Here is a 22,891-nt window from a genome sequence, read left to right as displayed (position 1 = left end):
TAACTTGTAATCGTTTTCATTTATTCAAATAAAATGAATAGTCATTCAATTATATTGTACAAGATTCCCTTTTTTTAAGCCACAAAAAATCCTGCAGAAAGTTTCTGCAGGACAGTCAATCATTCTTCAATTAAACCTTGCTCCACCAGAAAGTCGTGAGCTACATCCTGCGGCTGTTCCTGGTCAACGTCCACCCGGGCATTCATCGCAAGCATTTCTTCCTCGCTGATTTCACCGGCGAGGCCGCTCAGCACTTCTTCCAGTTCCGGATACTCCTCGAGTGTCTCAAGCCGAACCACCGGAGCAGCGTCGTATTTCGGGAAGAAATTCAGATCGTCTGTGGTTGTTCCGAGATCGAACAGACCAATCCGGCTGTCTGTCGTAAAGGCTGGAATCACGTCCACTTCACCGCTCTGGACCGCTTCGTACATGATGGCCGGATCAAAACTTTCCGTCTCGGCAAACTCAAATCCGTATGTCTCGACCAGATCGTCATAGCCGTCTCCTTCCCGCTCATAGAATGGATGCGGCGCGCCGAATACCAGATCTTCTGTTCGGGAAATTTCAGCCAGATCAGAATACGTTTCGGCGTCATAACCGCTTTCCTTTGAAAAAGCCAATGTATAGCCGTTCTCAAAGCCGAGTGGCTCAAGCCATGTGGCGCCCAGCTCTTCCTCATAGCCTTCCCGTACCGCAGCCAGCACTTCTTCGGATGTCTGACCGGCTACTGATTCCATCTTCAGGACATCTTTCAGCCCGGTCCCTGTATATTCCACGTACAGATCAATATCCCCCTGCTCCAGTGCAGGGGTCAGAATTGCCACTTCACCGAGTCCATCCTCATACTCCACTTCATAATCGGAATGGGCTTCAATGTATTGCCCCAGAATGTGAGGCAGGATATATTGTTCCGTCCAAGGCTTTCCACCGATGATGATCGGCTCAGCCGCTTCTTCTCCGCCGCTGCATGCTCCGAGAAGCAAAGTGGCTGCCATTAATCCTAATCCTGCTTTTCTCAACTTTTTTCCCCCTGTCGTTTTAAGCCCTTCGGCGTGGTTTTCTGCTCCACCAGTTTCAGCAGCCAGTCGAAAGCGATCGCAAGCAGTGCAACCGGAAGTGCTCCGGCCAACACAAGCGAATTATTGTACGACTGCAAGCCGCGGTAAATGATATCCCCTAACCCGCCGGCACCGACGAATGTCGCCAACGTCGCGACACCGACAGTCAGGACAGTCGCTGTCCGGATACCAGCCATAATGAATGGCAATGCAAGCGGCAGTTCAATCTTCCATAGTACCTGAGCAGCTGTCATGCCCATGCCCCGCCCCGCTTCGATAATCGCTCCATCAACCGACACAATGCCGGCATATGTATTGCGCAAAATCGGCAGCAATGCATAGATGATCAATGCGATCAATGCGGTCGGTGACCCAATTCCGACAACCGGCACCAGGAAACCGAACAGCGCCAGGCTCGGGATGGTCTGAAGAATCGCCGTCACGCCGATAACCGGTTCTGCAGCCGTCTCATACCGGGAAATCAGTATACCTGCCGGCAATGCGATTACGATACCCGCTGCGATTGCGATAAACGACAGGAACATATGCTCAAGCAGCGCTGTCTGAATCATATCCTGTCGGGTGATGACCGTATCGATGAATCCACTCAAGCGCTTTCACCTTCTTCGGCCAGAAGCGCCTTTAACAGTCCGCTTTCATTCACATACCCAAGCAACCGCTCTCCTTCCATGACCGCCAATTGCTTCATGGCACTCTTCCGCAGCTTTCTCGCCGCTTCTTCAACTGTGGCTGATGAAGCAATCGGTTCCGCTTCCCCGTGCCATTCACTTTGGAACAATTCGGAGAATCTGATCAGCTGCTGCTTCCCAGGTGTCTGCCGGCGGCTCAGCCGCTCAAACCCGATGAATTCTTCCACGAATGGGCTTGCTGGCCGGCTGACAATTTCTTCGGGTGTTCCCGTCTGCTCCACTTTGCCGTCTTTCATGATGACAATCCAGTCTGCAATCTTCAGCGCTTCGTCCATATCATGCGTCACGAAAACAATCGTTTTCCGAATCGCCTTCTGCAAATTACGGAGCTCATCCTGCAGCTGTTCCCGGCTGATCGGGTCCAGTGCGGAAAACGGTTCATCCATCAGCATAATATCGGGATCGCCGGCAAGCGCACGCACAACACCGATCCGCTGCTGCTGGCCGCCTGACAGTTCGAGCGGGTACCGCTGCAGGTAAATATCCGGATCCAGCCCCGTCATTTTCATCAGCTCACTGACGCGTGCTGCTGTTTTTTCTTTTGGCCAATTCAATAAATCAGGCACAAGAGACGCATTTCGGCTAATGGTCATATGCGGAAACAGGCCGATTCGCTGAATCACATAACCAATCGACCTGCGCAGTGAGACATCATCAAGCGCAGAGACGCGTTTTTCTTCAATGAACACATCTCCCGCTGTCGGTGTTTCAAGTTTATTGATCATCTTCATCAACGTTGTCTTACCACAGCCACTCGGACCGATGATCACTGTCAGTCCGCCGCCTGGAATTTCAAGCGATAATTCGCTGAGCGCTTCAGTTCCATCAGCAAATCGCTTCGTCACTCCTTCGAACCGGATCATGGCTTCCCCCTCATTTCTGCTTTTCTCTATTCTACCGTATCTGCCATTCTGTGACGACAGGAACTTCCTGACTCTGATCAGTCGATCAACTCAGTCGCTGACATTCTGTTTGTCTTCATCGATAACTGTTCCTTCAGTCGGAATCGGATGTTGCTTGAACATTTGAGCAAAATGCATCAGATTATATGCCATGATCTTTGCATGTTGTTTAGTGAAACTGTTTTTCTGTCCTTCCGCTTCGATAAATGAAGGACCCGGTCCCGCTTCACCGACCCAGTACGTATCCACGTTCGGCGGTACAATGAATCCCATATGAGACAAGCTGTACAGAATGGACTTGGCACTGTCTTTTGCCCCGTCTTCATTGCCTGTCACGATTACGCCCGCTGTCCGGTTGTAGTAAATGTACTGGCCTTTGTCGTTTGTTTCGCTGCTGCCTGCATAGATTCGTTCAATGGCTTTGGTTGCGATACTGCTTTTCTCTCCCATCCAGACAGGCGTGCCGATGATCAGAATATCGGAATCCAGCACCTTCTGGTGAATTTCCGGCCATTGATCGCCATCACCGGCGTCCACTGCCATGGCATGCGCAATATTATAATCGGCCAGGCGCACTATTTCCGTCTTTACTCCTTCCTGATCAAAATAACGGATCGCTTCATTGATCAAAGCGTCTGTGTTGGAAGTTTCAGGGCTTTTCTTTAAGGTACAATTTAGAACCAACGCTTTCAATCCAGCTGTTTCCATCTACTTTCTCCTCTTTTACAGTTATTTTCCCTATACCCCTCAGATATATCCCGTAAGCAATAATCCTTATCTCCGGTCCTTTCTGGCTCGTTCGCAAAGAACCGCTTTTTCCCGGCTATATAAGTCGAGTTAAAAAACCGGCATTTTTCAGTTGTCTGCAATCAAGGCATCACCGCTCGCTTGCCGCGGACGAAAAAAACACCATGAACGGAAAGTTCATGGTGTCGGAATTCAACAAAGATTTCAATTCAGCCGCTTCAACCGTCAGCCCCTTACTTGATAAACACGTGCTTCGTACGGTTTCAGCTCGGCCGAGTTTCGGATATCATAATTGCCGAGGAGAAGTTCGCTGTCTTCCGGTTCTTTCCATAGACAGGCATGCGGACTCAGGTTTGAGACGACCAGCACTGTTCCGTCGTCATCTTCCCTTTCATACGCATAGATTTGTTCACAGCCGGTCTCATAGAGCTGATAGCTGCCATAGATGAGCGTCGAACTGCGCTTTCTGAGCGCGATCAATTGCCTGTAATAAGCCAACACAGACTTCGGGTCCCGCTGCTGTGCTTCAACATTCAGCCAAGTATTATTCGGGTTAACATCCAGCCACGGCTCCCCGTCCGTAAAGCCCGCTGTTTGACTGTCGTCCCACTGCATCGGCGTCCGGGAATGATCCCGGCTGGTCGCATGGATCATGGTCATAACAACTTCATGCGCCATTCCTTCCGCCCGGTTGTAATGATACAGATTCTGCGTGCGGACATCATTGTACTGTTCAATGCGATCAAACGGCGCATTTGTCATTCCGATTTCCTGTCCCTGGTAGATGAATGGCGTGCCCTGCATCAGGAAGTACATTGTGGCGATTGCTGTCGCGCTCTCCCGCCAATACAGGCCATCATCTCCCCATGTCGAGACAATGCGTGGCTGGTCATGATTTTCAACGAATAATGCGTTCCATCCTGTTCCTGCCACACCTTGCTGCCAGCGGCTGAGCACTTGCTTCAATTCAGGCACATCAATCCCTTTAGTGAATTCGGCGTTCCATAATTCCAGGCTTTCAAACTGAAAAATCATGTTGAACTTCCCGTTTTCTTCGCTTACCCACTCTTCGATATCCGAGGCCAGTACCCCGTTCGCTTCCCCGACCGTCATAATATCATAATGGGCAAATGTCCGGTCCCGCAGTTCAGCCAGAAACGGCTGGATGCCTTCAACGTTCATCATCTTTTCCCAAGCCGGCACATATGGGCGTCCTGCTGCATCCGGCATATCGGTCAACTCTTTTTTGATATGGCTGATGGCATCCACCCGGAAGCCATCAATTCCTTTATCGAGCCACCAATTGACCATTTCGTACAGCGCCTCCCGAACCTCAGGGTTTTCCCAGTTCAGATCCGGCTGTTTTTTAGAAAAGAGATGTAGATAATACTGGTCAGTCTGCGGATCATACTCCCAGGCAGGCCCACCAAAAATGCTCTCCCAATTTGTCGGCTCATCCTGCCAGATATACCAATCCCTTTTTGGATTGGTCCGGGAAGAACGCGACTCAGTAAACCATGGATGTTCATCGCTTGTATGATTAATGACGAGGTCGATAATCAATTTCATGTCCCGGGCATGTACTTCCTGCAGTAACCGGTCAAAGTCCTCCATTGTCCCAAACTCTTCGAGTACATTACGATAATCACTGATGTCATACCCGTTATCATCATTAGGGGATTTATAGAACGGACAGACCCAGATAACATCGATGCCGAGCTCCTTCAGGTAATCGAGCCGGCTGGTCACTCCATTAATATCACCGATCCCATCACCATTCGAGTCTTGAAAACTCCTGGGGTAGACTTGATATGCAACTGCTTCTTTCCACCATTTTTTCTCCATGACTGTTTCCTTTCAAAGCTGCTGGCAGGATCCCCGTTCAATCAGTCGGGCAGGCACTGTAACCTTCCGTACCGCAGCCGTTTCATCCAGTATTTTTTCGAGTGCTAAATTAGCTGCCTGCACGCCCAATTCATAGATGGAAATATCCACTGAACTGAGCGGCGGCTTTAAATGTTCAGAAATCGCATGGTTATTGAATCCGATAACCGACACATCCTCCGGTACACTAAGTTTCATATCTTCCAGATAACTGATGACTTCATAGGCAACGAGGTCATCATGTGTGACGATGGCAGTCGGCCGTATCGGCAATTCCATCAACCGGCGAATCGCTCCTTCTTCATCACTTTGCATAGGATTCCGCTCTGCAATATATTCCTGAATGAATGGCAGTCCCGCATCTGTTAGCGCCTGCTGGTAACCTTTCAGACGGTCCAAAGAAACAACATAATCAGCAGTTCCGCCAACAAACGCGATATGCCGGTGCCCAAGACCAATCAAATAGTCCGTCACTTCTTTTGCAATCTGTACATTATCGTTATCGACATAGGAAATCGTTTCTGCCTGAGCATACGGCCGTCCTACTACAGAGAACGGCACACCGCTGTTCTTTAAGTACTCCATGACGCGATCACCGATCTTGGAGTATAGCAAAATCACCCCATCCACCCGTTTTCCGAGCGTCATCGCTACCACTTCTTCAAAAATTTCCTCTTCTGTCGCTCCTGTTGATAAGTACAGCCCAAACTGGCTCTTGTGCGCAGCGGCTGAAATTCCACGGAGCACCTCAGGAAAGAATGGGTTCTGGAAAGCCAGCGCTGCAGAATTTTCCATAATAATCCCCAGTGTCTGACTTTTTTGGATAACGAGATTTCTCGCTTGAAAGTTCGGGTGATACCCCAAGGATTCCATGACTTCTTTCACTTTTTCCTTTGTCTTGGGACTGATCCGCGGGTTATCAGCGATCACTCTGGAGACAGTTGACGGCGATACTTGCGCATGTTTTGCGACATCTTTAATTGTGACAGTCAATGCCGGTCCCCCTTATTTTACAGCTCCATCCGATACTCCCTTAATAATCGCACTTTGAGCGAAAAAGTAAAAGATAATAACCGGAAGAATAGCGAGTGCCAATCCGGCCAGCGCCAGATGCCACTGCGTTGTGTATTCACCGAAGAAGAAGAACATCTTCAATGGCAGCGTTTCACTGCCCGGTGAATTGATGACCAACGAAGGAAGCAGATAATCGTTCCAAATCCAGATAATATTCAGAATGGCCACTGTGACTGTAATCGGCTTCAGCATCGGAAAAATGATGAACCAAAACACTTGAAAACGATTCGCTCCGTCCACAGTCGCCGCCTCGTCAAGTGATCTGGAGATGTTATTCAGCGCACCGTGGTACAGGAAAATCGATAGGCTCGCTCCGAATCCAAGGTACATAAACACCAGTCCCGGACGGTTCAACATTTCAAAATTACCAAAAACTGTGACCAGCGGAATCATCACTGACTGAAATGGAATCAGCATCGCGGCTACAAACGCCAGAAACAGCACCGTGCTGATCTTACTTTTCGCCCGGGATAATGAATAAGCGGCCATGGATGAACAGATAATGATCAAGGTGACACTCGCTACCGTGATCAGCAGCGAATTGGCTAAGGTCTGAAGAAAATCCAGTTCTCGAAATGCTTCAGTGTAATTGGCTATATTCCAACCTTCAGGCAAACTGGTCGTATCAGTAAAGATTTCTTTCTTTGTTTTGAATGAATTGACGAACATTAGATAAAATGGAGTCAGCCACAGGATTCCGAGAAGGACGCCCAGGACTTCCGTCCGGATATTCCATTTTTTCTGCATCACATCTCCACCTCCCGGCGTTTATTGATGTATACCTGCACAAGAGCCACGAGCGCTACGATTACGAAGAAAACTACCGCTTTGGCCTGAGCATAAGCGAATGCATTCTGTGTGAAGGCCGTCTTGAATATCTCCATGGCTACCATCTCTGTTGAGTTATATGGTCCGCCTGCCGTCAGTGATAAATTCTGATCATATAATTTGAATGTGTTGGACAGCGTCAGGAACATACTTACCGTAAAAGCAGGAGCCACAAGCGGAAACACAACATAGCGGAACCGCTGATATTCGTTCCGGCAATCCAATTGGGCAGCCTCGAGCACTTCCTGCGGAAGACCTTCAAGGTATGCGATGTAAATGACCATGATATAACCAGCCATCTGCCAGCTCATCAAAATGACTAATCCCCAAAAGCCCGTTTCAGTCGTTGCCAGCCAGCCCTGCAGGCTTTCGATGCCCATCAATTGACCGATATTGGCAAAAACTTTCACAAAGATGAATTGCCAGATGAATCCGAGGATCAGGCCGCCGATCAGATTCGGCATAAAAAAAGTGGTGCGCAGCAATTTACTGGATTTGATGCGGGATGTCACAATCAGCGCCAAAGACAGGCCAATGAAATTAATGAGGATAACCGACACCACTGAAAATTTGGTGGTGAACCAGAGGGAAGCCAGGAATCGCTCGTCTTTCAGCAGGTCAATATAATTTTGCAGGCCGACAAATCCGCCGGTTACAATGCCATTCCAGGAAGTAAAAGAATAATAAACGCCAAGGAGCATCGGGATGATGACCACCAGCGTCAATGCCAACAGAACCGGAGCCAGAAACAGCCAATAGGATAAATCACGTGTTCGCATTCAAAATCGCCTTCCTTTCGCCACTGACGAAACAAAGCAGCCCGAAAGCTGCTCTGTCTGCGGCATTGTATTAGTTGCTTCGGTCCGTGCTCCATGCAGTTTTTGCAGATTCAGTGACTTCTTCCCAGTTTGCTTCACCGCTCAAGTACTTCTGAATGTCTGCACCAAGCTGATCCTGTCCCCACCCGGTCGGATAGCCCATGAACACCCAGCCGATCGTCTCGCCTGCTTCGGCAGCATCATAGATTGCTTTGGACATCGGGTCCGAGATTTTCGATGTGTCGTATCCTTCATAAGCCGGAATGAATTTGAAATCTTCCAGCACTGCAGTTTTTCCTGCTTCAGATGTATACATCCAGTCAAGGAAAGCTTTGGATGCTTCCACAACTTCCGGATTCTCTTCTGAATTCACTGCCCAGTACATCGGTACGCCGACCGGCAGTCCGCCTTCATCATACCCATCAACCGGAATCGGAATCATGCCAATGCCGCTGTCTGCCAATTCCTGGTCAATTCCGGCAATCGATCCGTATACCCAGTTGCCCTGCTGAATGATCGCCACCCGTTCCATTGAAAATAATTCTTCAACCTGCATGGAATAATCGAGGCTTAATGTAGGCTGGACTGAATACTCATTCTGCAGATCCAGAATTTTCTTGAATGCCTCTCCATATTCAAACGTAACTTCAGGTGCATCAAATGCAGTCAATACATTGTTATCAAATTCGGGCGCAAGGAATGTATTGGACAAATGCAGTCCGGTTACCCACGTTTCCTTCCCTGGAAGGGCAAATACTGCATCCAGGCCCAAGTCTTCTTTCTGGGAATCGATTTTCTCTACAGCCGCTTCCAGACTGGCAAGATCCGTGATGGAAGCAGGGTCCACGCCAGCTTCTTCAAGGATACGCGTGTTATAAATGAAGCCGTAGCCCTCCTGATTGTAAGGGAGTCCCAATACTTCCGATTCCACTGTAACGCCTTCCAGTGTGCCGTCAAGCGCTGCATTTGCCGCTTCCGTATCTGTTAAGTCTGTCAAATTCGCTTTCCAATCAGCCACATCCTGCGGACCGCCGATATTAAAGATAGAAGGCTCGTCTCCTGAAGCAAAACGGGAACGCAAAGCAGCACCGTAATCTTCTCCGCCGCCGACTGTTGTGACTTCAATGTTTACACCAGGGTTTTCTTCCTCATACTGGGCAGCCAATGTTTCAAACTGCTCTTTAAATTCGACTTTAAACTGAAACACATCGACTGTTACTTCATCTTCGCCTGCAGTCGCTGCTGTCGTTTCTTCTTCAGCCCCACAGGCAGCGAGTGCCCCGGCGGATAGCATCATTGAAACCAATAACCCCTTGCGTAAACCGTAATCCTTCATTGTAAAAGCCCCCTTTAGTTTTTTGTGCAATCGTTTGCATAAACTGCGTAAAATAAAATTGGAAACCTGTGCGAATGAGCGTTTCCAACAAGTGATTATTTGTATAATAGCATGGTGAAAACGTTTGCACAATAAAAATTTTAAAAATTTTCTTTCCTTTTTGGCTGTATTTCAATCCTTTCTTCCACCGTTTCTGATTGAATCATTCAGCAGGACCGCTATAAAAAACAGCTGTCTCATAAGGTCTGAGGAAAAGATCCGGCTGTTCTTCAACTTCTTTATAATTACTCAGCAGCAATTTACCATTCGGACGCGCAATCAATTGATGTTGATTCGAGAAATTACAGCAGACCGTTATCTTCTCTGCCTTTGTTTCCCGTTCGTATGCAAAGATAGCGGGATGTTCACGATGCAGAAGTGTAAACGTTCCATTCGTTATCACCTCAAGCTTTTTCCGCAAGCGGATGAGTGACTGATAAAACGAAAAAATTGACCCTTCTTCGTTTCTGCAGGCGGCATTTATCTTCGGATAAGAGGGATTCACTTTTAACCACGGCGTCCCTTTAGTAAATCCGGCGTTGGGTTCATTGGACCATTGCATCGGTGTCCGCGCATTGTCCCGGCCCTTTGCCCAGATGGCAGGCATGATTTTTTCCGGCGGAATTCCCTTTGCCAGTTTTTCACTGTACATATTCCGTGTTTCAATATCCTCATATTCTTCTATGGAGTCAAATTTTACGTTCGTCATTCCCAGTTCTTCTCCCTGATAAATATAAGGGGTCCCTTGCATGAAATGGAGACAGGCACCCAGCATTTTCGCTGATTCCACTCTATATTCGCCATCATTTCCGAAACGTGAAACAATTCGTGGCTGGTCATGGTTATTCCAATATAGGCTATTCCACCCCTCTTCATGCAATGCATGCTGCCATTTTTCCATATTCGCTTTTAACTCTCTGAGATCCAGCTTCTTTAAATTCCACTTTTCTCTTGCGGTTTGATCAAGTTCCATGTGCTCAAATGTAAAAATCATGTTCAGTTCTTTATTTTCTTCCCGCGTATAGGCCCGGGCGTGTTCCGGTGAAGTGCCAGGCATCTCACCGACCGTTACGATATCATAATGAGACAGCACCCGGTCATTCATTTCCCGCAAATAGCGATGAATCTCCGGTCCATTCAAAAAATGCGGATTGCCATCTCCATCTTTGGCTTCCGGGAAGGCCGGATCTTTTGAAATCATGTTAATTACATCCATCCGGAAACCATCGACTCCCTTATCGAGCCACCAGCGCATCATGGTATAAAGTTCTTCCCGCATCTCTTCATTTTCCCAATTCAGGTCCGGCTGCTTTTTTGAAAACAGGTGCAGGTAATAACCCTTCTGTACTTCATCGTATGCCCAAGCAGTTCCGCTGAAAAAAGACTGCCAATTATTCGGTTTGTCCCGCCAAATGTAGTATTCCGGTTTTGTGCGGAACCATTCATGTTCATCCGATGTGTGGTTGATGACAAGATCCATGATCAGTTTCAAGCCGCGCGCATGCGCTTCTGCCAGCAGTCGGTCAAAATCTTCCATCGTGCCGAACTCCGTCATAATGCTTTGATAATCCCGAATATCATAACCGTTATCGTCATTCGGTGAATCATAAACCGGCGACAACCAGATTACGTCTGCCCCCAGCTCAGCAATATAGTCCAGTTTCTCAGTGATTCCGTTCAAATCCCCGATGCCATCACCATCCGTATCCATAAAACTGCGGGGATACACTTGATAAACGACTGCCCGTTTCCACCACTTCTCCATAACATCCCTTCTTTCTCAGAATCTTTTGTTAGTCTAGCACATCTATTTGAGAATCAGGTAATAACTTATCCAATCAACTTTAAAGGGGCTGTCCAAAAAGCCCTTAGGCTTATCTTGCCCAGATGTTCTTCCATAATAGAACGGCTTCTGCTGCGCAAACACTCGCTTGCTCCTGCGCAAGCTCGTCGCAAACAGCAGCGGCAATTGCTTTGCCGCTGCTGTTCGCTGGCTTCCGCCGTTCCGTGCCAGGCCAGTTGAAGGAGACAATCAGACAGAATGCATAAAGGCGGAAAGAGAGTTTCAGTCCTCTTCCCGCCGTTTTTGATCTATTAGTTGCTGATCCCGTTCGCTAAAATGGTGAGATACGCGCTTTCCTGTTCTGCCGCTGCTTTTTGAGCCGGGGTGGAGAAACCGGCGACTCCGGCGGAAGAACGGGTGGCCGAGATCCCCGCCGCGAAGCATGAGCGGCGGTGGCTCGGACATCCGTCCTGGCAGCTGGCAACGCGATGTCCTGTCGCGCCAGCTGCATGAACCACTTCCTGTGGACCCGAAAGCGTCCGGTTTTCCCATCCCGGACCGGGAGGTGTCGTAAACGAGTCTTTTGACCTTTTCGGACAGCCCCTTTTTATCCGATCGCTATTCATCTGTTGTTTTTGCTGCCCGGATTCTTTTCATCAGTTCATTGAATTGTTCATCCAGCTTGCGGTACTCTTCATCTCCCGGATTTAAAAAGCTCAATTTGCCCAGAACCGCCTGGAGTTCAGTCTCCAGTTGAAGCAAATCCGGTGTTTCCTTACGCTCGTCTTTTGTCGTCCAGTCCCGGTAATTGCCTTCATATTTGAGCAGCCGCCCCTCCTCGAATACCAGTAGTTTGTCCGCCAGCTTTTCCATGAAGTAACGGTCGTGGGTCGCAATGAGCAGTGTGCCCGGAAACGATTGTAAGGTCTTCTCCAGCTGTTCCCGGGACGGAAGGTCCAAGTGGTTTGTTGGTTCATCAAGCAACAGCACATCACAGCCTGACAGCATAAATTCCATCATTTTCAATTTGACCCGCTCCCCCATGCTCAATTGCTGGACCGGCTGCTGCCAATGGGTTTTCCCGAACCCTAAATGGTTCATCAGTGTCCGGGCCTCGCCCTCTTCAGCGAAATTTTCCCGTCCGAATAATTCTGCCGATGTCCGGTTTTCCGGCAGATCAAAAACATCCTGACTTAAAAAGCCGATCTGCATGCCGGATGTCTTCCAGACCTTCCCTTCGTATTCTGTTCTGCCATTAATCATATCAAACAGCGTTGTTTTGCCGCTGCCGTTCGGTCCAACAAGTCTGATTCGTTCCCCGTGCTGGACGGTGAATGATACGTCGGAAAACAGCGTCCGGTCTCCGAGCCGTTTACTGATATTATTAAGCTCCAGCACGCGTTTTCCTTTCTTTTCATTTCCTCGGATTTCAAAAAAGATTTCAGGTTCCTTATATGGTTTTTCGATTTTTCCCTCCTCAAGTTCGGCCTCGAGCCGCTTGCGTTTACTTCTGATCTGTACCTCCTTCTTCTTTGCCTTCATCCGGTAATACTCTTTATAGCCATCCTTTTTTGTCGATTCAGCATGCGCTTTTCCAGACCAGGACTGGAGTTCTGCAATCTGATTTTCCACCATCGCGACCTTCGCCTGCTGACGGTCGTACTTCCGCTGCTGAGTCAGTCTCCGATGTTCTTTTTCCTGTCGCGATGCACTGTAATTCCCTTCATAGATTCTCAGCTGCCGGGCTTCCAGTTCCCAAACATGTGTCGCTGTCTCATCAATAAAATACCGATCATGTGACACAAAAAGAACCGTACCTTCATAGGCATTCATTTGCTCAATTAACAGTCCGACACTTGCTGCGTCCAGATGATTCGTCGGTTCATCGAGCAGAAGCAGTTCCGCCAGCGCGGCAAACGCATCAGCCAGCCGCAGCTTCATCTTTTCCACGCCGCTCAATTTAATGTGATTTTGTGGCACATGCCATTGGGACTTCAGTTTTCGGCTTGCTATGGTTGTTCCCGCCTGACTGATTCCTTTGATCTCCTGCTGCATGTACATTATCTGTGGTAAACGGCCCATCCATTGTATGCTGGAATCATTAGCAGCAATCGCTTCAAGCAAAGATGTTTTCCCGGCTCCATTCCGGCCGATTACGGCAATTCGCGCTCCCTTTGGAATAATTGCCTGTACGTTTTCCAGAATTGTCTGTTCATCATAGGCAAGCTGTAAATTCGTCAATTTTCCAAGTATCGTCATAAAAATTCCCCCTTGCCGGAGAAACAAAAAAATTCCTCCGCATAAAGTCGGAAGAATTCGAAAACCCAAATTACCCGCCGGTACCGGCAGGGTGCCTTTATGAAAAAAGGGCAGACGAATCCAATTTCCGCTGAACCATAAAATTCGGTTGCGTAGAAACAGGATCAGTTATCCATCGGCCACCCGTCACCCTTTCAAGTTTGTTGTTTTCATTATATTCAATTTAATCTGTTGTTGTAAACGTTAGATGGACGGGATTCGCTATTTGCTGATAGCCGATTTCCCGGTAGATTTTATTGGACGTCGGATTCAGCAGATCGGTATAGAGCATGCAGAAATCATATGTCTCCAGCAGTTCTTCTGATACTTCAGCCACCAGTGACCGGGCGTATCCTTTTCTTCGGTGTTCTTCAGGCGTGAAAACGAATGAGACGGTAACGCCGTGCTTGGAAGGACGTCCCCGCTTCATGCAGGAAACCGCCACACCGTCGACTTCCCAGAGATAAACTTCTTTTGCTTTCAGGAAGGCCGCTATCCGTTCGGCCGCCTCTTCCGAAGCCGGTGTTTTCAATCCGACATCCCGGTGGAATTGGATAAACCAATCCTCAAGCAACGGCGCATCATCCGTGCCGGCGACCTGCCACGTTCCCGGACTCTTTGCGAGTCCCCGCGTTACGCTGTCAAGCCGGTACAGCCCTTGATCCATCAGCACTGCGGCTTCTCTTCCTGTTTTTTCTGTCCATACAGCAGCGAACCCCTCGGCCGCCACTCGTTCGCCCACAACTTCATTAATCGAGATACCTTCTTCAATGAATTGTTCAGCGATCACTTCCTGGAGACCTTCCCTGTCTTCAAACAGGACAATCTGCAGCGGATGCGGCGGGGTCATCAGGCAGGCGGCAAGCAATCGGCCGTCCTCTTCCAGTGTTCCCATAATATATTCCTTATAGCGGCCCAGCCGGATCTGCCCGAGCACTCCAAGGAATAAACTGTATTTATCCTCGTGTTTGTACAGATCCGGTTCCGTTTTTTGTGCAAACACGACCGGGTCATGATACCACTGCCACATCATTTCCTTCACCTCTTCAATTCCATATCTTATGTACTATTCGAGACAGTGACGGGATCTCCTTTTTAACTGAATAAAAAAACTTCCCGCTCTCAAGCGGGAAGCCGGACTCAGGATTCTCTCAGGTCTGTTTCAAGTTCTTGCTGTTTTGTTTCTGTTCCGAGGAACGCGACTGCCAAAGCGCCAATGATAATGGACACACAGAAAATCGTGAAGATGATACTGATTTCAGCATTGGCTGACAGCATCCAACCGACAAGCAGCGGACCTAATATCCCGCCGATCCGGCCGACAGCCGCTGCCATGCCTGCTCCCGTTCCACGGATAACGGTCGGGTACTGTTCCGGTGTATAAGCATACAGCGCTCCCCATGCCCCCAAATTGAAGAACGACAGGAAAGCACCACAGACAAGAAGCGCTGTGACCGTTTCCGCTTCCCCAAACGCGAACGCGCTTGCGGCTGTTCCGAGCAGATAAGCCACAAGAACGAATTTACGCCCTGCACGTTCGACCAGCCAAGCCGCCGTAAAATAACCCGGCAACTGGGCGAGCGTCATGATCAGCACGTACTGGAAGCTTTTGATCAATGTAAATCCTTTTAATACCATCACGCTCGGCAGCCATAAAAACATCCCATAATACGAGAAAACGACGGTGAACCATACGATCCAGAGCATCAGCGTCGGACGTGCATATGCTTTGGTCCAGACGGCTTTGACATTATCTGCGACGGACCGCCCAATGTTCTTCCTGGCTGTAAATTGCGGTGAATCGGGAAGACTGATGCGCAAATACAACGCATACAATGCCGGCAGTGCTGTCAGCAGCAATGCCACCCGCCAGCCGAACGATGGAATCACGAAATATGAGATCACTGCAGCCACCAGCCAGCCAGCTGCCCAGAAACTTTCAAGCAGCACAACTGTCCGACCCCGTTCTTTTGCTTCGACGCTTTCCGATACCAGGGTTGAAGCCACAGGCAATTCACCGCCAAGCCCCATACCGACGAAAAAGCGCAGAATCATGAAGGCTGCCAGCGATGCTGTAAATGCCGACAACCCGCTGGCAATCGAAAACAGTAATAAGGTAATAATAAATACTTTTTTGCGGCCAACCCGGTCGGCGTAAATGCCGAACACAAATGCGCCGACCGCCATACCGATCGAATTCACACTGCCGATCCAGCCCATCTGTCCCGCAGTCAAATTCCAGTCGCTCTGCAATGCAGCGATGACAAACGATAAGATGCCGACGTCCATGGCATCGAACATCCAAGCCAGACCCGCAACGCCAAGGAGGCGGTTGCGTGAAATGGGTACCTGTCCTTTTTCAGCTGTAACTGCCATTTTCATTCCCCTTGTCTTTACACATGTAATGTACTGTCTTTACACATACACTATACGTGTTCAACGAACATCTGACAATGCATTTGAAATAAGTAAGAATATTCCGGAATGTCTTCAGGCAATGAGTACGAGGCTGGCCGCCATGACAGCCATTCCTCCGACCAGTCCGTAAATGGACAGATGCGCTTCGTCATATTCTTTTGCCGCCGGAAGCAATTCGTCCAGCGATATAAAGATCATGATGCCGGCTACCCCGGCAAATACAATCCCAAACAATGTGTCGCTCATGTAAGGCATCAGGAAAAGCCAGGCCGCCACGGCACCGATCGGTTCTGAAATGCCGGATAGAAAGCTGTATTTGAAGGCTTTCTTCCGGTCACCCGTTGCATAATAAATCGGCACGGAGACCGCAATCCCTTCCGGAATATTATGAATAGCAACTGCGATTGCGATCGCCAGACCAAGTGCCGGATCTTGTATTGCAGATATGAACGTAGCGATGCCCTCCGGAAAGTTATGGATACCGATGGCAAGTGCAGTGAAAATCCCCATTTTCCGCAGACGGGCATATTCTGCATTTGTCGGCCCTTCCGTCATATCTTCAACTGTTTTCACTTCATGCGGGTTGCCCAGTTGCGGAAGTACCCGGTCAAGTGCCGCCATGAAAATCATGCCGCCAAAGAACCCGGCGAGCGTTACCCAGTAACCGCCAGTAGAGCCATATACACCAGTAAGGGAGTCCTTTGCTTTTACGAAAATTTCAATCATCGAAACATAGATCATTACACCAGCAGAGAACCCGAGAGCCAGCGATAAAAATTTTGTATTCGTGCGGGAGGCCATTAAAGCGATCAGACTGCCGATACCAGTAGCCAATCCCGCAAAAAGTGTCAGTGCAAAAGCAATAACAACTGTAAAGTCCATGAGAAACCTTCCTTCTGTTCAAGCTTGATTACAGCTATTCTACCGCTAGTGTTTCCTTAGCGCAACTTTTTTATGCAAAGGAAGGTTTCAGATTGTTCACTTTCTATCCAGCAATTGGCCAAGCCTCTTCCAGTCTTCCTGCAACCATTCCCGGACCGGAGGATTGTAGAATACACTGGCCGGATGAAATGTCGGAAAGACATAATAGTTTTCTTCCGTTTCTATGTACTTCCCCGCCTCTTCATTCCACTGGCGGACAGGCGTTTCAAGAAGGGTGCCATGCAGTTCTGTTACTTTCGATTTCGGTCCTGTCAGGCGCTGCAGACCGACGTTGCCAAGCGTCACAATCAGCGGCGGTTTGATATCCCGTATTTCAGCATCCAAAATCGGTGCATGTGCAATAATTTCTTTTTTGGTCGGCGGCCGATTGTATTTCCGTTCAGTTACAGTTCCATCCCGTTCTTTCTTTTCTTCCCATCTGTAAGGCCGGCTCCGGACTGCACTTGTAATATAAACGTCCTCCCGGGTAAGGCCAATTGACTGAAGGGAAGCCATCAGCTCCTTCCCCGCTCTTCCGGTGAACGGAATATTGGAATGGACTTCTGTCTCTCCCGGTGCTTCTCCAACCATCATGAACACCGGTTTTGACGGGCCGGATCCATAGACAAATCCCTCTACCGGAAATCCCTCTATTCTCTTTCGTCCAAGCTCTGCCAGTTCTTCGGATATTCGGTACATGCCCACTCTCCTCCTGTCTCCCGTTAGTTCTGCTGTTATCGTATCATAAGCCGGTTTTCATTCAGAAGATTAGTGGTAAACATAGCGTTATACACACCAATCGGAAGATAGGAGCAACTGGACGTCCTTTGCCACTTGAATGATTCAGAAACGGAGGGTATGACATATGACTACTTTGTACAGGGAGTACCATTCGGATACAGAAGCCGTTCAAGGAATCGAAGAAATGCAGGCCCACGGAATTGATGCCAAGGACATTTATGTATTCACCCAGACGGACCAGCATTCAAAGCGGATCGCCAAAATGGGGGATGCCAATACACCCGGCCCGGGATCCGGGATCGGCTCAGCCATCACCCGGATTTTCGGGAACACTGACAGCCAATTGACCAACCAGTTCCGGAAGTTCGGATTCACGGAAACAGAAGCCACGTACTTAAAAGAGAAATTGGATGAAGAAAAAATCATCATTGTTGCTGTAAACACGCCTGACGGGTTCACGTTATAGCGCACGAAAAAGCCCGGGTGCATTCGCACCCGGGCTTTTATCCTTATTGAATGGCAGAAGCAACGTCTTCAACCATCTGGCTGACAGACTGCAGACCGCCGCCGGACAGGTACCAGAAGTCCGGGTCAAGGTAAACAATGCCATCATTCTGATAAGCGTTCGTCTTTTTCACCAATTCGTTTTCGATTGTTTCTTTAGCGCCGATTTCGCCACCAACTGCCGCTGTCCGGTCAATGACAAACAACGTATCCGGATTGCGTTCCAGGATGTATTCAAATGTGATGCTCTGACCGTGCGTCGATACTTCAATGCTTTCGTCAACAGCAGCCACACCGAGTACGTCATGGATCCAGCCGAAACGTGAAGCCGGCCCATAAGCACTCACTTTTCCTTCATTCGCCAGAACAACAAGTGCTTTTTCCTCAGAAGCCGCGGCCAATTCCTGCACTTCGGCAATCCGGCTGTCAATCGCTGCAAGTTGCTCTTCCACTTCCGCTTCTTTGCCGAATACTTCACCTAAAAGTGTCATATTGGATTCGAATGACTCCATATAATTGGCCGTATCGAGTTCCACATATAAAGTCGGTGCAATGTCTGTGAATTCCTCGTATAATTCTGCCTGGCGGGCAGAAATGATGATCAGATCAGGATCCAGTGCATGGATCGCTTCGAAATCCGGCTCTTTCAGACTGCCGGCATTTGTGTACTCTTCCCCGTTGTATTTCTCGAGGTATTCAGGGATCAGCATTTGCGGCACGCCTGCCACTTCAACTTCCAATGCATCCAGTGTATCCAGCACACCGAAATCAAACACAACGACTTTTTCCGGATTTTGCTCGAATGTCGCTTCACCAAGTTTATGTTCAATCGTTAGAGTCTCTGTTTCTGCTCCTGCAACACTTGCCTCATTCGCCTCTTCTTCCGCTCCGCACGCTGCCAGTACGAACAGCACTGTGATAGCGAAAATCGCCAATAGCCATTTTTTCATAATTAGCATCTCCTAGTTTTTATTTTAATTTGATATCACGAGTTAAAGTAAACACAGATCCGGCAATTATCCATCTGCTGAATCGGAATATCCATGTCATAAATTTCTTTCAATGCGGCCGATTGAATGATTTCATGCGTCGGGCCATCCTTGATGACCTGGCCGTCCTTTAATGCAACAATGCGATCGGAATAGACGGAAGCAAAATTGATATCATGCAGGACAATGACTACTGTCTTGCCAAGCTCATCCACCAGCCGGCGGAGGATTTTCATAATCTGGACCGAATGCTTCATGTCCAGGTTATTCAACGGTTCATCGAGCAGAATGTATTCTGTATCCTGGGCGATCACCATGGCGACAAATGCACGCTGGCGCTGCCCGCCGGACAACTCATCCAAATACCGGTCTTCCAGGTCTTTCAAATTCATGTAATCAATGGACCGGTCGATCATCTCTTCGTCTTCTGCCGTCAGCCTGCCCTTTGAATGCGGAAAGCGGCCGAAAGCAACCAATTCCCGGATCGTAAGCCTTACATTCATGTAATTTGACTGCTTGAGAATTGAAACACGTTTCGAAAACTCATTGGATTTCAGTTTTTTCGAATCGGTCTGGTCAATCAGCACGCTTCCCGTATCGGCATCGATCAGCCGGCTGACCATTGACAGGAGTGTTGATTTCCCTGCTCCGTTCGGTCCGATGAACGATGTAATCTGACCGCGCTGGATATTGACAGATACTTTCTCGATGACCGGTTTCTTTCCGTAAAACTTTGATAGTTCGCGAACTTGAATCATGCAGATCGACTCTCCTTTAACAGCAAATAGATGAAGTAAATCCCACCGACGAAATTGATGATGACGCTCAGAGTTGTTGAGAATGTGAATACCCGCTCCACCACCCACTGGCCGCCGGTCAACGCGATGATACTGATCAGCACGGATCCGGCGATGACGATGGAATGCTTATAAGAACTGAAAAACTGATAAGCCAGGTTAGCCACAATCAGCCCGAAGAAAGTGATTGGGCCGACAAGCGCCGTAGCAACGGATATCAGCACTGCAACCAGAATCAGCATACGCTTCACAAGCGCATCGTAATCGACACCCAGATTGATCGCGGTATCGCGACCGAGAGACAGTACATCCAGATAGGTGTTCTGCCGCCAGGCAAAGATCAGCAAAATGCTGACAACAGCAACGGACGTCCAGACAAGATCCCCATTCACATTATTGAAACTTGCAAACATCCGGTCCTGAATCACCTGGAATTCATTGGGGTCGATCAGCACCTGCAGGAACGTCGAAATGCTTCCGAAGAAAGTGCCAAGGATAATTCCGACAAGCAGCAGAAAATAGATCGGGCGGTTGCCTTTACGGAATAGAAACCGGTAAAACAAAAAGGCGAACACGACCATCGCGACCGTTGAAAGCGCAAAATTGAGCTGTTTATTGATGATTGTGATATGGGTGGAGCCAAGGAAGAATACCAGTACCGTCTGCAGCAACATATAAAGTGAATCCAGCCCCATAATGCTCGGCGTTAAAATCCGGTTATGGGTGATGGTCTGGAACACGACGGTCGCATAGGCGATCGATACTGCAGTCAGCACCATGGCGAAAACTTTCACACCGCGGCGCGGCAGGGCATAATCGAAACTCCCATTCAAGTCATGGAATAAATAGATTCCACAGAACAGCAGCGCAAGGGCGGTTAACAGCAGCAGTTTTGATGTATCACGCATACGCCTGCCTCCTAAAGAGCAAATAGAGGAAGACAAAGCTGCCAATGACGCCGACCATCAGACTGATCGATATTTCATACGGATAAATGAGCAATCGTCCCAAAATATCGCAGACCAGCAGGAAGATGGCACCAAGCATCGCTGTATGCGGCAACGTTTTCCGCAGGTGGTCCCCTTTGAATATCGAAACGATATTCGGAATGATCAAGCCCAGGAACGGAATCATGCCGACTGTCAGCACGACTGTCACTGTGATAAGGGCAACTAAAACCAACCCGATATTGACAATGGTCCGATAATTCATGCCGAGATTCCTGGCAAAATCCTCTCCCATACCGGCAACCGTAAAGCGGTTGGCATAAAAGTAAGCAATCAAAAATACCGGAATACTTATGTAAAGAAGTTCATAGCTGCCTTTCATGATCATCGAAAAATCACCTTGCAGCCAAGCGGACATATTTTGAATAATGTCAGCCCGGTAAGCAAAGAATGTCGCGATGGATGACAGGATATTCCCGAACATTAGCCCAACGAGCGGGATGAAGATGGCATCTTTGAATTTGATGCGGTCCAGGATTTGCATGAACAAAAACGTTCCGGCCAGTGCAAAGGCAAATGCGATCAGCAGCTGCCACATCATGGATGCTCCGGAAAACAACAGCATCGAGACGAGAATACCAAGCCTTGTTGCATCCAGCGTGCCAGCTGTTGTCGGCGAGACAAACTTGTTCCGGCTAAGCTGTTGCATGATGAGACCCGCCATACTCATGCCGGCCCCTGCCAGCAAAATCGCCACCAGCCGGGGAAAACGGCTGATCATGAAAATCTGTGTTTCTTCCGATCCGGGATCCAGAAGATCCAGCGGCCGGATATCACTGACACCTACAAACAGAGAGATGAACGACAGGATGATTAATGCAGGTATTAAAATGCGTTTCTTCATTACTCTCACTCATTCATCTGTAAATTGGGATTATCAACCGGTGATAATGATTATCATTACCAGACTTAGTATAGCATCCTGTTATTTACAGTCAATAGGTTATTGAGAATTATTTTCAATGAACTGGAAAATAATTAGAAAGTTACTTAGTTTGTCATAATTCCGCCGCAAAACAATTTCCCTCTTTCATCAAGTGAAACAAATAATTATTTCCAGGCTGAAAAACAACAAACCCATGTCCCCTCTGCAGGCTAACTGCAAAAACGGACACGGGTTTATTTCCTTTTTAAAATTCCTGCGCCTGGTCGATGATATCCTGTGGTACAGAAATCGCTTCAATTTCATCAAACTGCGAAAACACGGATTCAACTTTTTGTATCACATCGACTGTTTCGCCTTCCGCTGTCATGGAAAGATCCATCGTCATATCGAGCGATTCTGTCATATACGTTTCTTTATTAATATCAATCTTATATTGAACGGACTTGATCTCCACTTCACCGAGCGTTTCCGCTCCTTCCGCTCCAAGCTGATCCGCCAGGTTCTCCATTTCCTGGTCGAGCAGCTGTTGGAACTCCTCGCCTGATGCATCAAGTGACAGGACGTATGCCTCTTCTGTTTCTTCAAATGTGAAATCATCCTGGAATGGCTCCAGCTGTTCCAGCTGCTCTGCCGGATCTGCTGCCTGCTGATTCATCATCGCCTGCATCTGTTCCACATCATCTCCCGGCATCTTGATCCAGCCACCGGACATGCCGTCATGCATGTAAATACCTTCTGGGGTCATATACATTTCCATTTCCATCGGCATTTCCGGCATTTCCGGCGCTTTGATTATAACTGTACCTTCCTGATGCATCGCCAGCGGTTCCACGACCATATCAACTGCCATATCCATCGAAGTGGACATATCCATCTCTTCTGATGTGATCGTTTGCTCAATCGCCATTTCAGCGTGCATACTGTTTACTTCCTCAGATGCCTCTGCTGATTTTGCAAATACCTCTTCCACTGTCAACCCGTTCTCTGTCTGTGCTCCGCAAGCTGCAAGGCTGACTGCCAATGCACCTGTTCCAATTACCGGTAACCATTTTTTCAATCACACTCATCTCCTCTTCAGTCCTTATCCTACAATACGGATAAGCACAAAAAAAGTTCCAAAAAACAGGAAAAAGAACCGGCAATTTGTTTTA

The 22,891-nt window shown here is 48.3% G+C and carries 21 protein-coding genes; 1 reads left to right on the top strand and 20 read right to left on the bottom strand.

All coding sequences use genetic code 11. The features are described from left to right. Nucleotides 1-119: 119 nt before the first annotated feature. The 15 genes from B0X71_RS02370 to B0X71_RS02300 all read right to left on the bottom strand — a co-directional run bounded on the left by B0X71_RS02370 (nt 120) and on the right by B0X71_RS02300 (nt 17,515). Nucleotides 120-1,019, bottom strand: a complete 900-nt coding sequence (locus B0X71_RS02370) for a glycine betaine ABC transporter substrate-binding protein (RefSeq protein ID WP_077587951.1) — start codon at nt 1,017-1,019, stop codon at nt 120-122. Continuing rightward, nucleotides 1,016-1,669 carry an ABC transporter permease gene (locus tag B0X71_RS02365; RefSeq protein ID WP_232336761.1) on the bottom strand — a complete coding sequence of 218 codons (654 nt, stop codon included), beginning with the start codon at nt 1,667-1,669 and terminating at the stop codon, nt 1,016-1,018. The genes B0X71_RS02370 and B0X71_RS02365 overlap by 4 nt, the downstream gene beginning before the upstream one ends. Then, nucleotides 1,666-2,631: an ABC transporter ATP-binding protein gene (locus B0X71_RS02360; RefSeq protein ID WP_077587950.1), complete on the bottom strand. Its 966-nt coding sequence runs from the start codon at nt 2,629-2,631 to the stop codon at nt 1,666-1,668. The genes B0X71_RS02365 and B0X71_RS02360 overlap by 4 nt, the downstream gene beginning before the upstream one ends. 90 nt (nt 2,632-2,721) lie before the next feature. After that, nucleotides 2,722-3,378: a flavodoxin family protein gene (locus tag B0X71_RS02355; protein ID WP_077587949.1), complete on the bottom strand. Its 657-nt coding sequence runs from the start codon at nt 3,376-3,378 to the stop codon at nt 2,722-2,724. A gap of 264 nt (nt 3,379-3,642) precedes the next feature. Beyond that, complete coding sequence (locus tag B0X71_RS02350) at nt 3,643-5,262, bottom strand: glycoside hydrolase family 13 protein (RefSeq protein ID WP_077587948.1); 1,620 nt, start codon at nt 5,260-5,262, stop codon at nt 3,643-3,645. A 12-nt stretch (nt 5,263-5,274) separates the two neighbouring features. Beyond that, entirely contained in the window at nt 5,275-6,294 is a 1,020-nt protein-coding gene (locus B0X71_RS02345; RefSeq protein ID WP_077587947.1) for a LacI family DNA-binding transcriptional regulator, read from the bottom strand. 12 nt (nt 6,295-6,306) lie between these two features. Beyond that, complete coding sequence (locus B0X71_RS02340) at nt 6,307-7,122, bottom strand: carbohydrate ABC transporter permease (protein ID WP_077587946.1); 816 nt, start codon at nt 7,120-7,122, stop codon at nt 6,307-6,309. Further along, the gene (locus B0X71_RS02335) at nt 7,122-7,982 is read right to left on the bottom strand and encodes a carbohydrate ABC transporter permease (RefSeq protein WP_077587945.1); all 861 of its coding nucleotides are present in this window, start codon (nt 7,980-7,982) and stop codon (nt 7,122-7,124) included. The genes B0X71_RS02340 and B0X71_RS02335 overlap by 1 nt, the downstream gene beginning before the upstream one ends. A 70-nt stretch (nt 7,983-8,052) precedes the next feature. Beyond that, nucleotides 8,053-9,357 (bottom strand): ABC transporter substrate-binding protein, encoded by a 1,305-nt coding sequence (locus tag B0X71_RS02330; protein ID WP_077587944.1) that lies wholly within the window; start codon nt 9,355-9,357, stop codon nt 8,053-8,055. Between the two features lie 202 nt (nt 9,358-9,559). Continuing rightward, the gene (locus B0X71_RS02325) at nt 9,560-11,161 is read right to left on the bottom strand and encodes a glycoside hydrolase family 13 protein (RefSeq protein WP_077587943.1); all 1,602 of its coding nucleotides are present in this window, start codon (nt 11,159-11,161) and stop codon (nt 9,560-9,562) included. 636 nt (nt 11,162-11,797) lie between these two features. Then, nucleotides 11,798-13,438: a ribosomal protection-like ABC-F family protein gene (gene abc-f / locus B0X71_RS02320; RefSeq protein ID WP_077587942.1), complete on the bottom strand. Its 1,641-nt coding sequence runs from the start codon at nt 13,436-13,438 to the stop codon at nt 11,798-11,800. Between the two features lie 223 nt (nt 13,439-13,661). Then, complete coding sequence (locus B0X71_RS02315) at nt 13,662-14,510, bottom strand: GNAT family N-acetyltransferase (protein WP_077587941.1); 849 nt, start codon at nt 14,508-14,510, stop codon at nt 13,662-13,664. A gap of 107 nt (nt 14,511-14,617) precedes the next feature. Next, nucleotides 14,618-15,853 carry an MFS transporter gene (locus B0X71_RS02310; RefSeq protein ID WP_077587940.1) on the bottom strand — a complete coding sequence of 412 codons (1,236 nt, stop codon included), beginning with the start codon at nt 15,851-15,853 and terminating at the stop codon, nt 14,618-14,620. Between the two features lie 114 nt (nt 15,854-15,967). Next, a complete protein-coding gene (gene zupT, locus B0X71_RS02305; protein ID WP_077587939.1) occupies nt 15,968-16,777 on the bottom strand; it encodes a zinc transporter ZupT in 810 nt (269 codons plus the stop codon). A 96-nt stretch (nt 16,778-16,873) separates the two neighbouring features. Further along, nucleotides 16,874-17,515, bottom strand: coding sequence for a uracil-DNA glycosylase (locus tag B0X71_RS02300; RefSeq protein WP_077587938.1), 642 nt, complete (start codon nt 17,513-17,515; stop codon nt 16,874-16,876). Nucleotides 17,516-17,681: 166 nt separating this feature from the next. Between B0X71_RS02300 and B0X71_RS02295 the strand changes: the two genes are divergently transcribed. Next, nucleotides 17,682-18,023, top strand: a complete 342-nt coding sequence (locus B0X71_RS02295) for a YflT domain-containing protein (RefSeq protein ID WP_077587937.1) — start codon at nt 17,682-17,684, stop codon at nt 18,021-18,023. A 43-nt stretch (nt 18,024-18,066) separates the two neighbouring features. Here the strand turns inward: B0X71_RS02295 and B0X71_RS02290 are convergent, their stop codons facing one another. The 5 genes from B0X71_RS02290 to B0X71_RS02270 all read right to left on the bottom strand — a co-directional run bounded on the left by B0X71_RS02290 (nt 18,067) and on the right by B0X71_RS02270 (nt 22,797). Beyond that, the gene (locus B0X71_RS02290) at nt 18,067-19,011 is read right to left on the bottom strand and encodes a siderophore ABC transporter substrate-binding protein (RefSeq protein WP_077587936.1); all 945 of its coding nucleotides are present in this window, start codon (nt 19,009-19,011) and stop codon (nt 18,067-18,069) included. Between the two features lie 35 nt (nt 19,012-19,046). Beyond that, nucleotides 19,047-19,808 (bottom strand): iron ABC transporter ATP-binding protein, encoded by a 762-nt coding sequence (locus tag B0X71_RS02285; RefSeq protein ID WP_077587935.1) that lies wholly within the window; start codon nt 19,806-19,808, stop codon nt 19,047-19,049. Beyond that, nucleotides 19,805-20,755, bottom strand: coding sequence for an iron chelate uptake ABC transporter family permease subunit (locus B0X71_RS02280; RefSeq protein WP_077587934.1), 951 nt, complete (start codon nt 20,753-20,755; stop codon nt 19,805-19,807). Before B0X71_RS02280 ends, B0X71_RS02285 begins: the two co-directional genes overlap by 4 nt. Beyond that, nucleotides 20,748-21,698, bottom strand: coding sequence for an ABC transporter permease (locus B0X71_RS02275; RefSeq protein WP_077587933.1), 951 nt, complete (start codon nt 21,696-21,698; stop codon nt 20,748-20,750). Before B0X71_RS02275 ends, B0X71_RS02280 begins: the two co-directional genes overlap by 8 nt. A gap of 286 nt (nt 21,699-21,984) precedes the next feature. After that, complete coding sequence (locus tag B0X71_RS02270; RefSeq protein ID WP_077587932.1) at nt 21,985-22,797, bottom strand: DUF6612 family protein; 813 nt, start codon at nt 22,795-22,797, stop codon at nt 21,985-21,987. Nucleotides 22,798-22,891 lie beyond the last annotated feature (94 nt).

The organism is Planococcus lenghuensis, from assembly GCF_001999905.1.
GTDB lineage: Bacteria > Bacillota > Bacilli > Bacillales_A > Planococcaceae > Indiicoccus > Indiicoccus lenghuensis.
The sequence above is the reverse complement of the archived record's forward strand: the minus strand, read 5'-3'. Positions and strand labels throughout refer to the sequence as shown.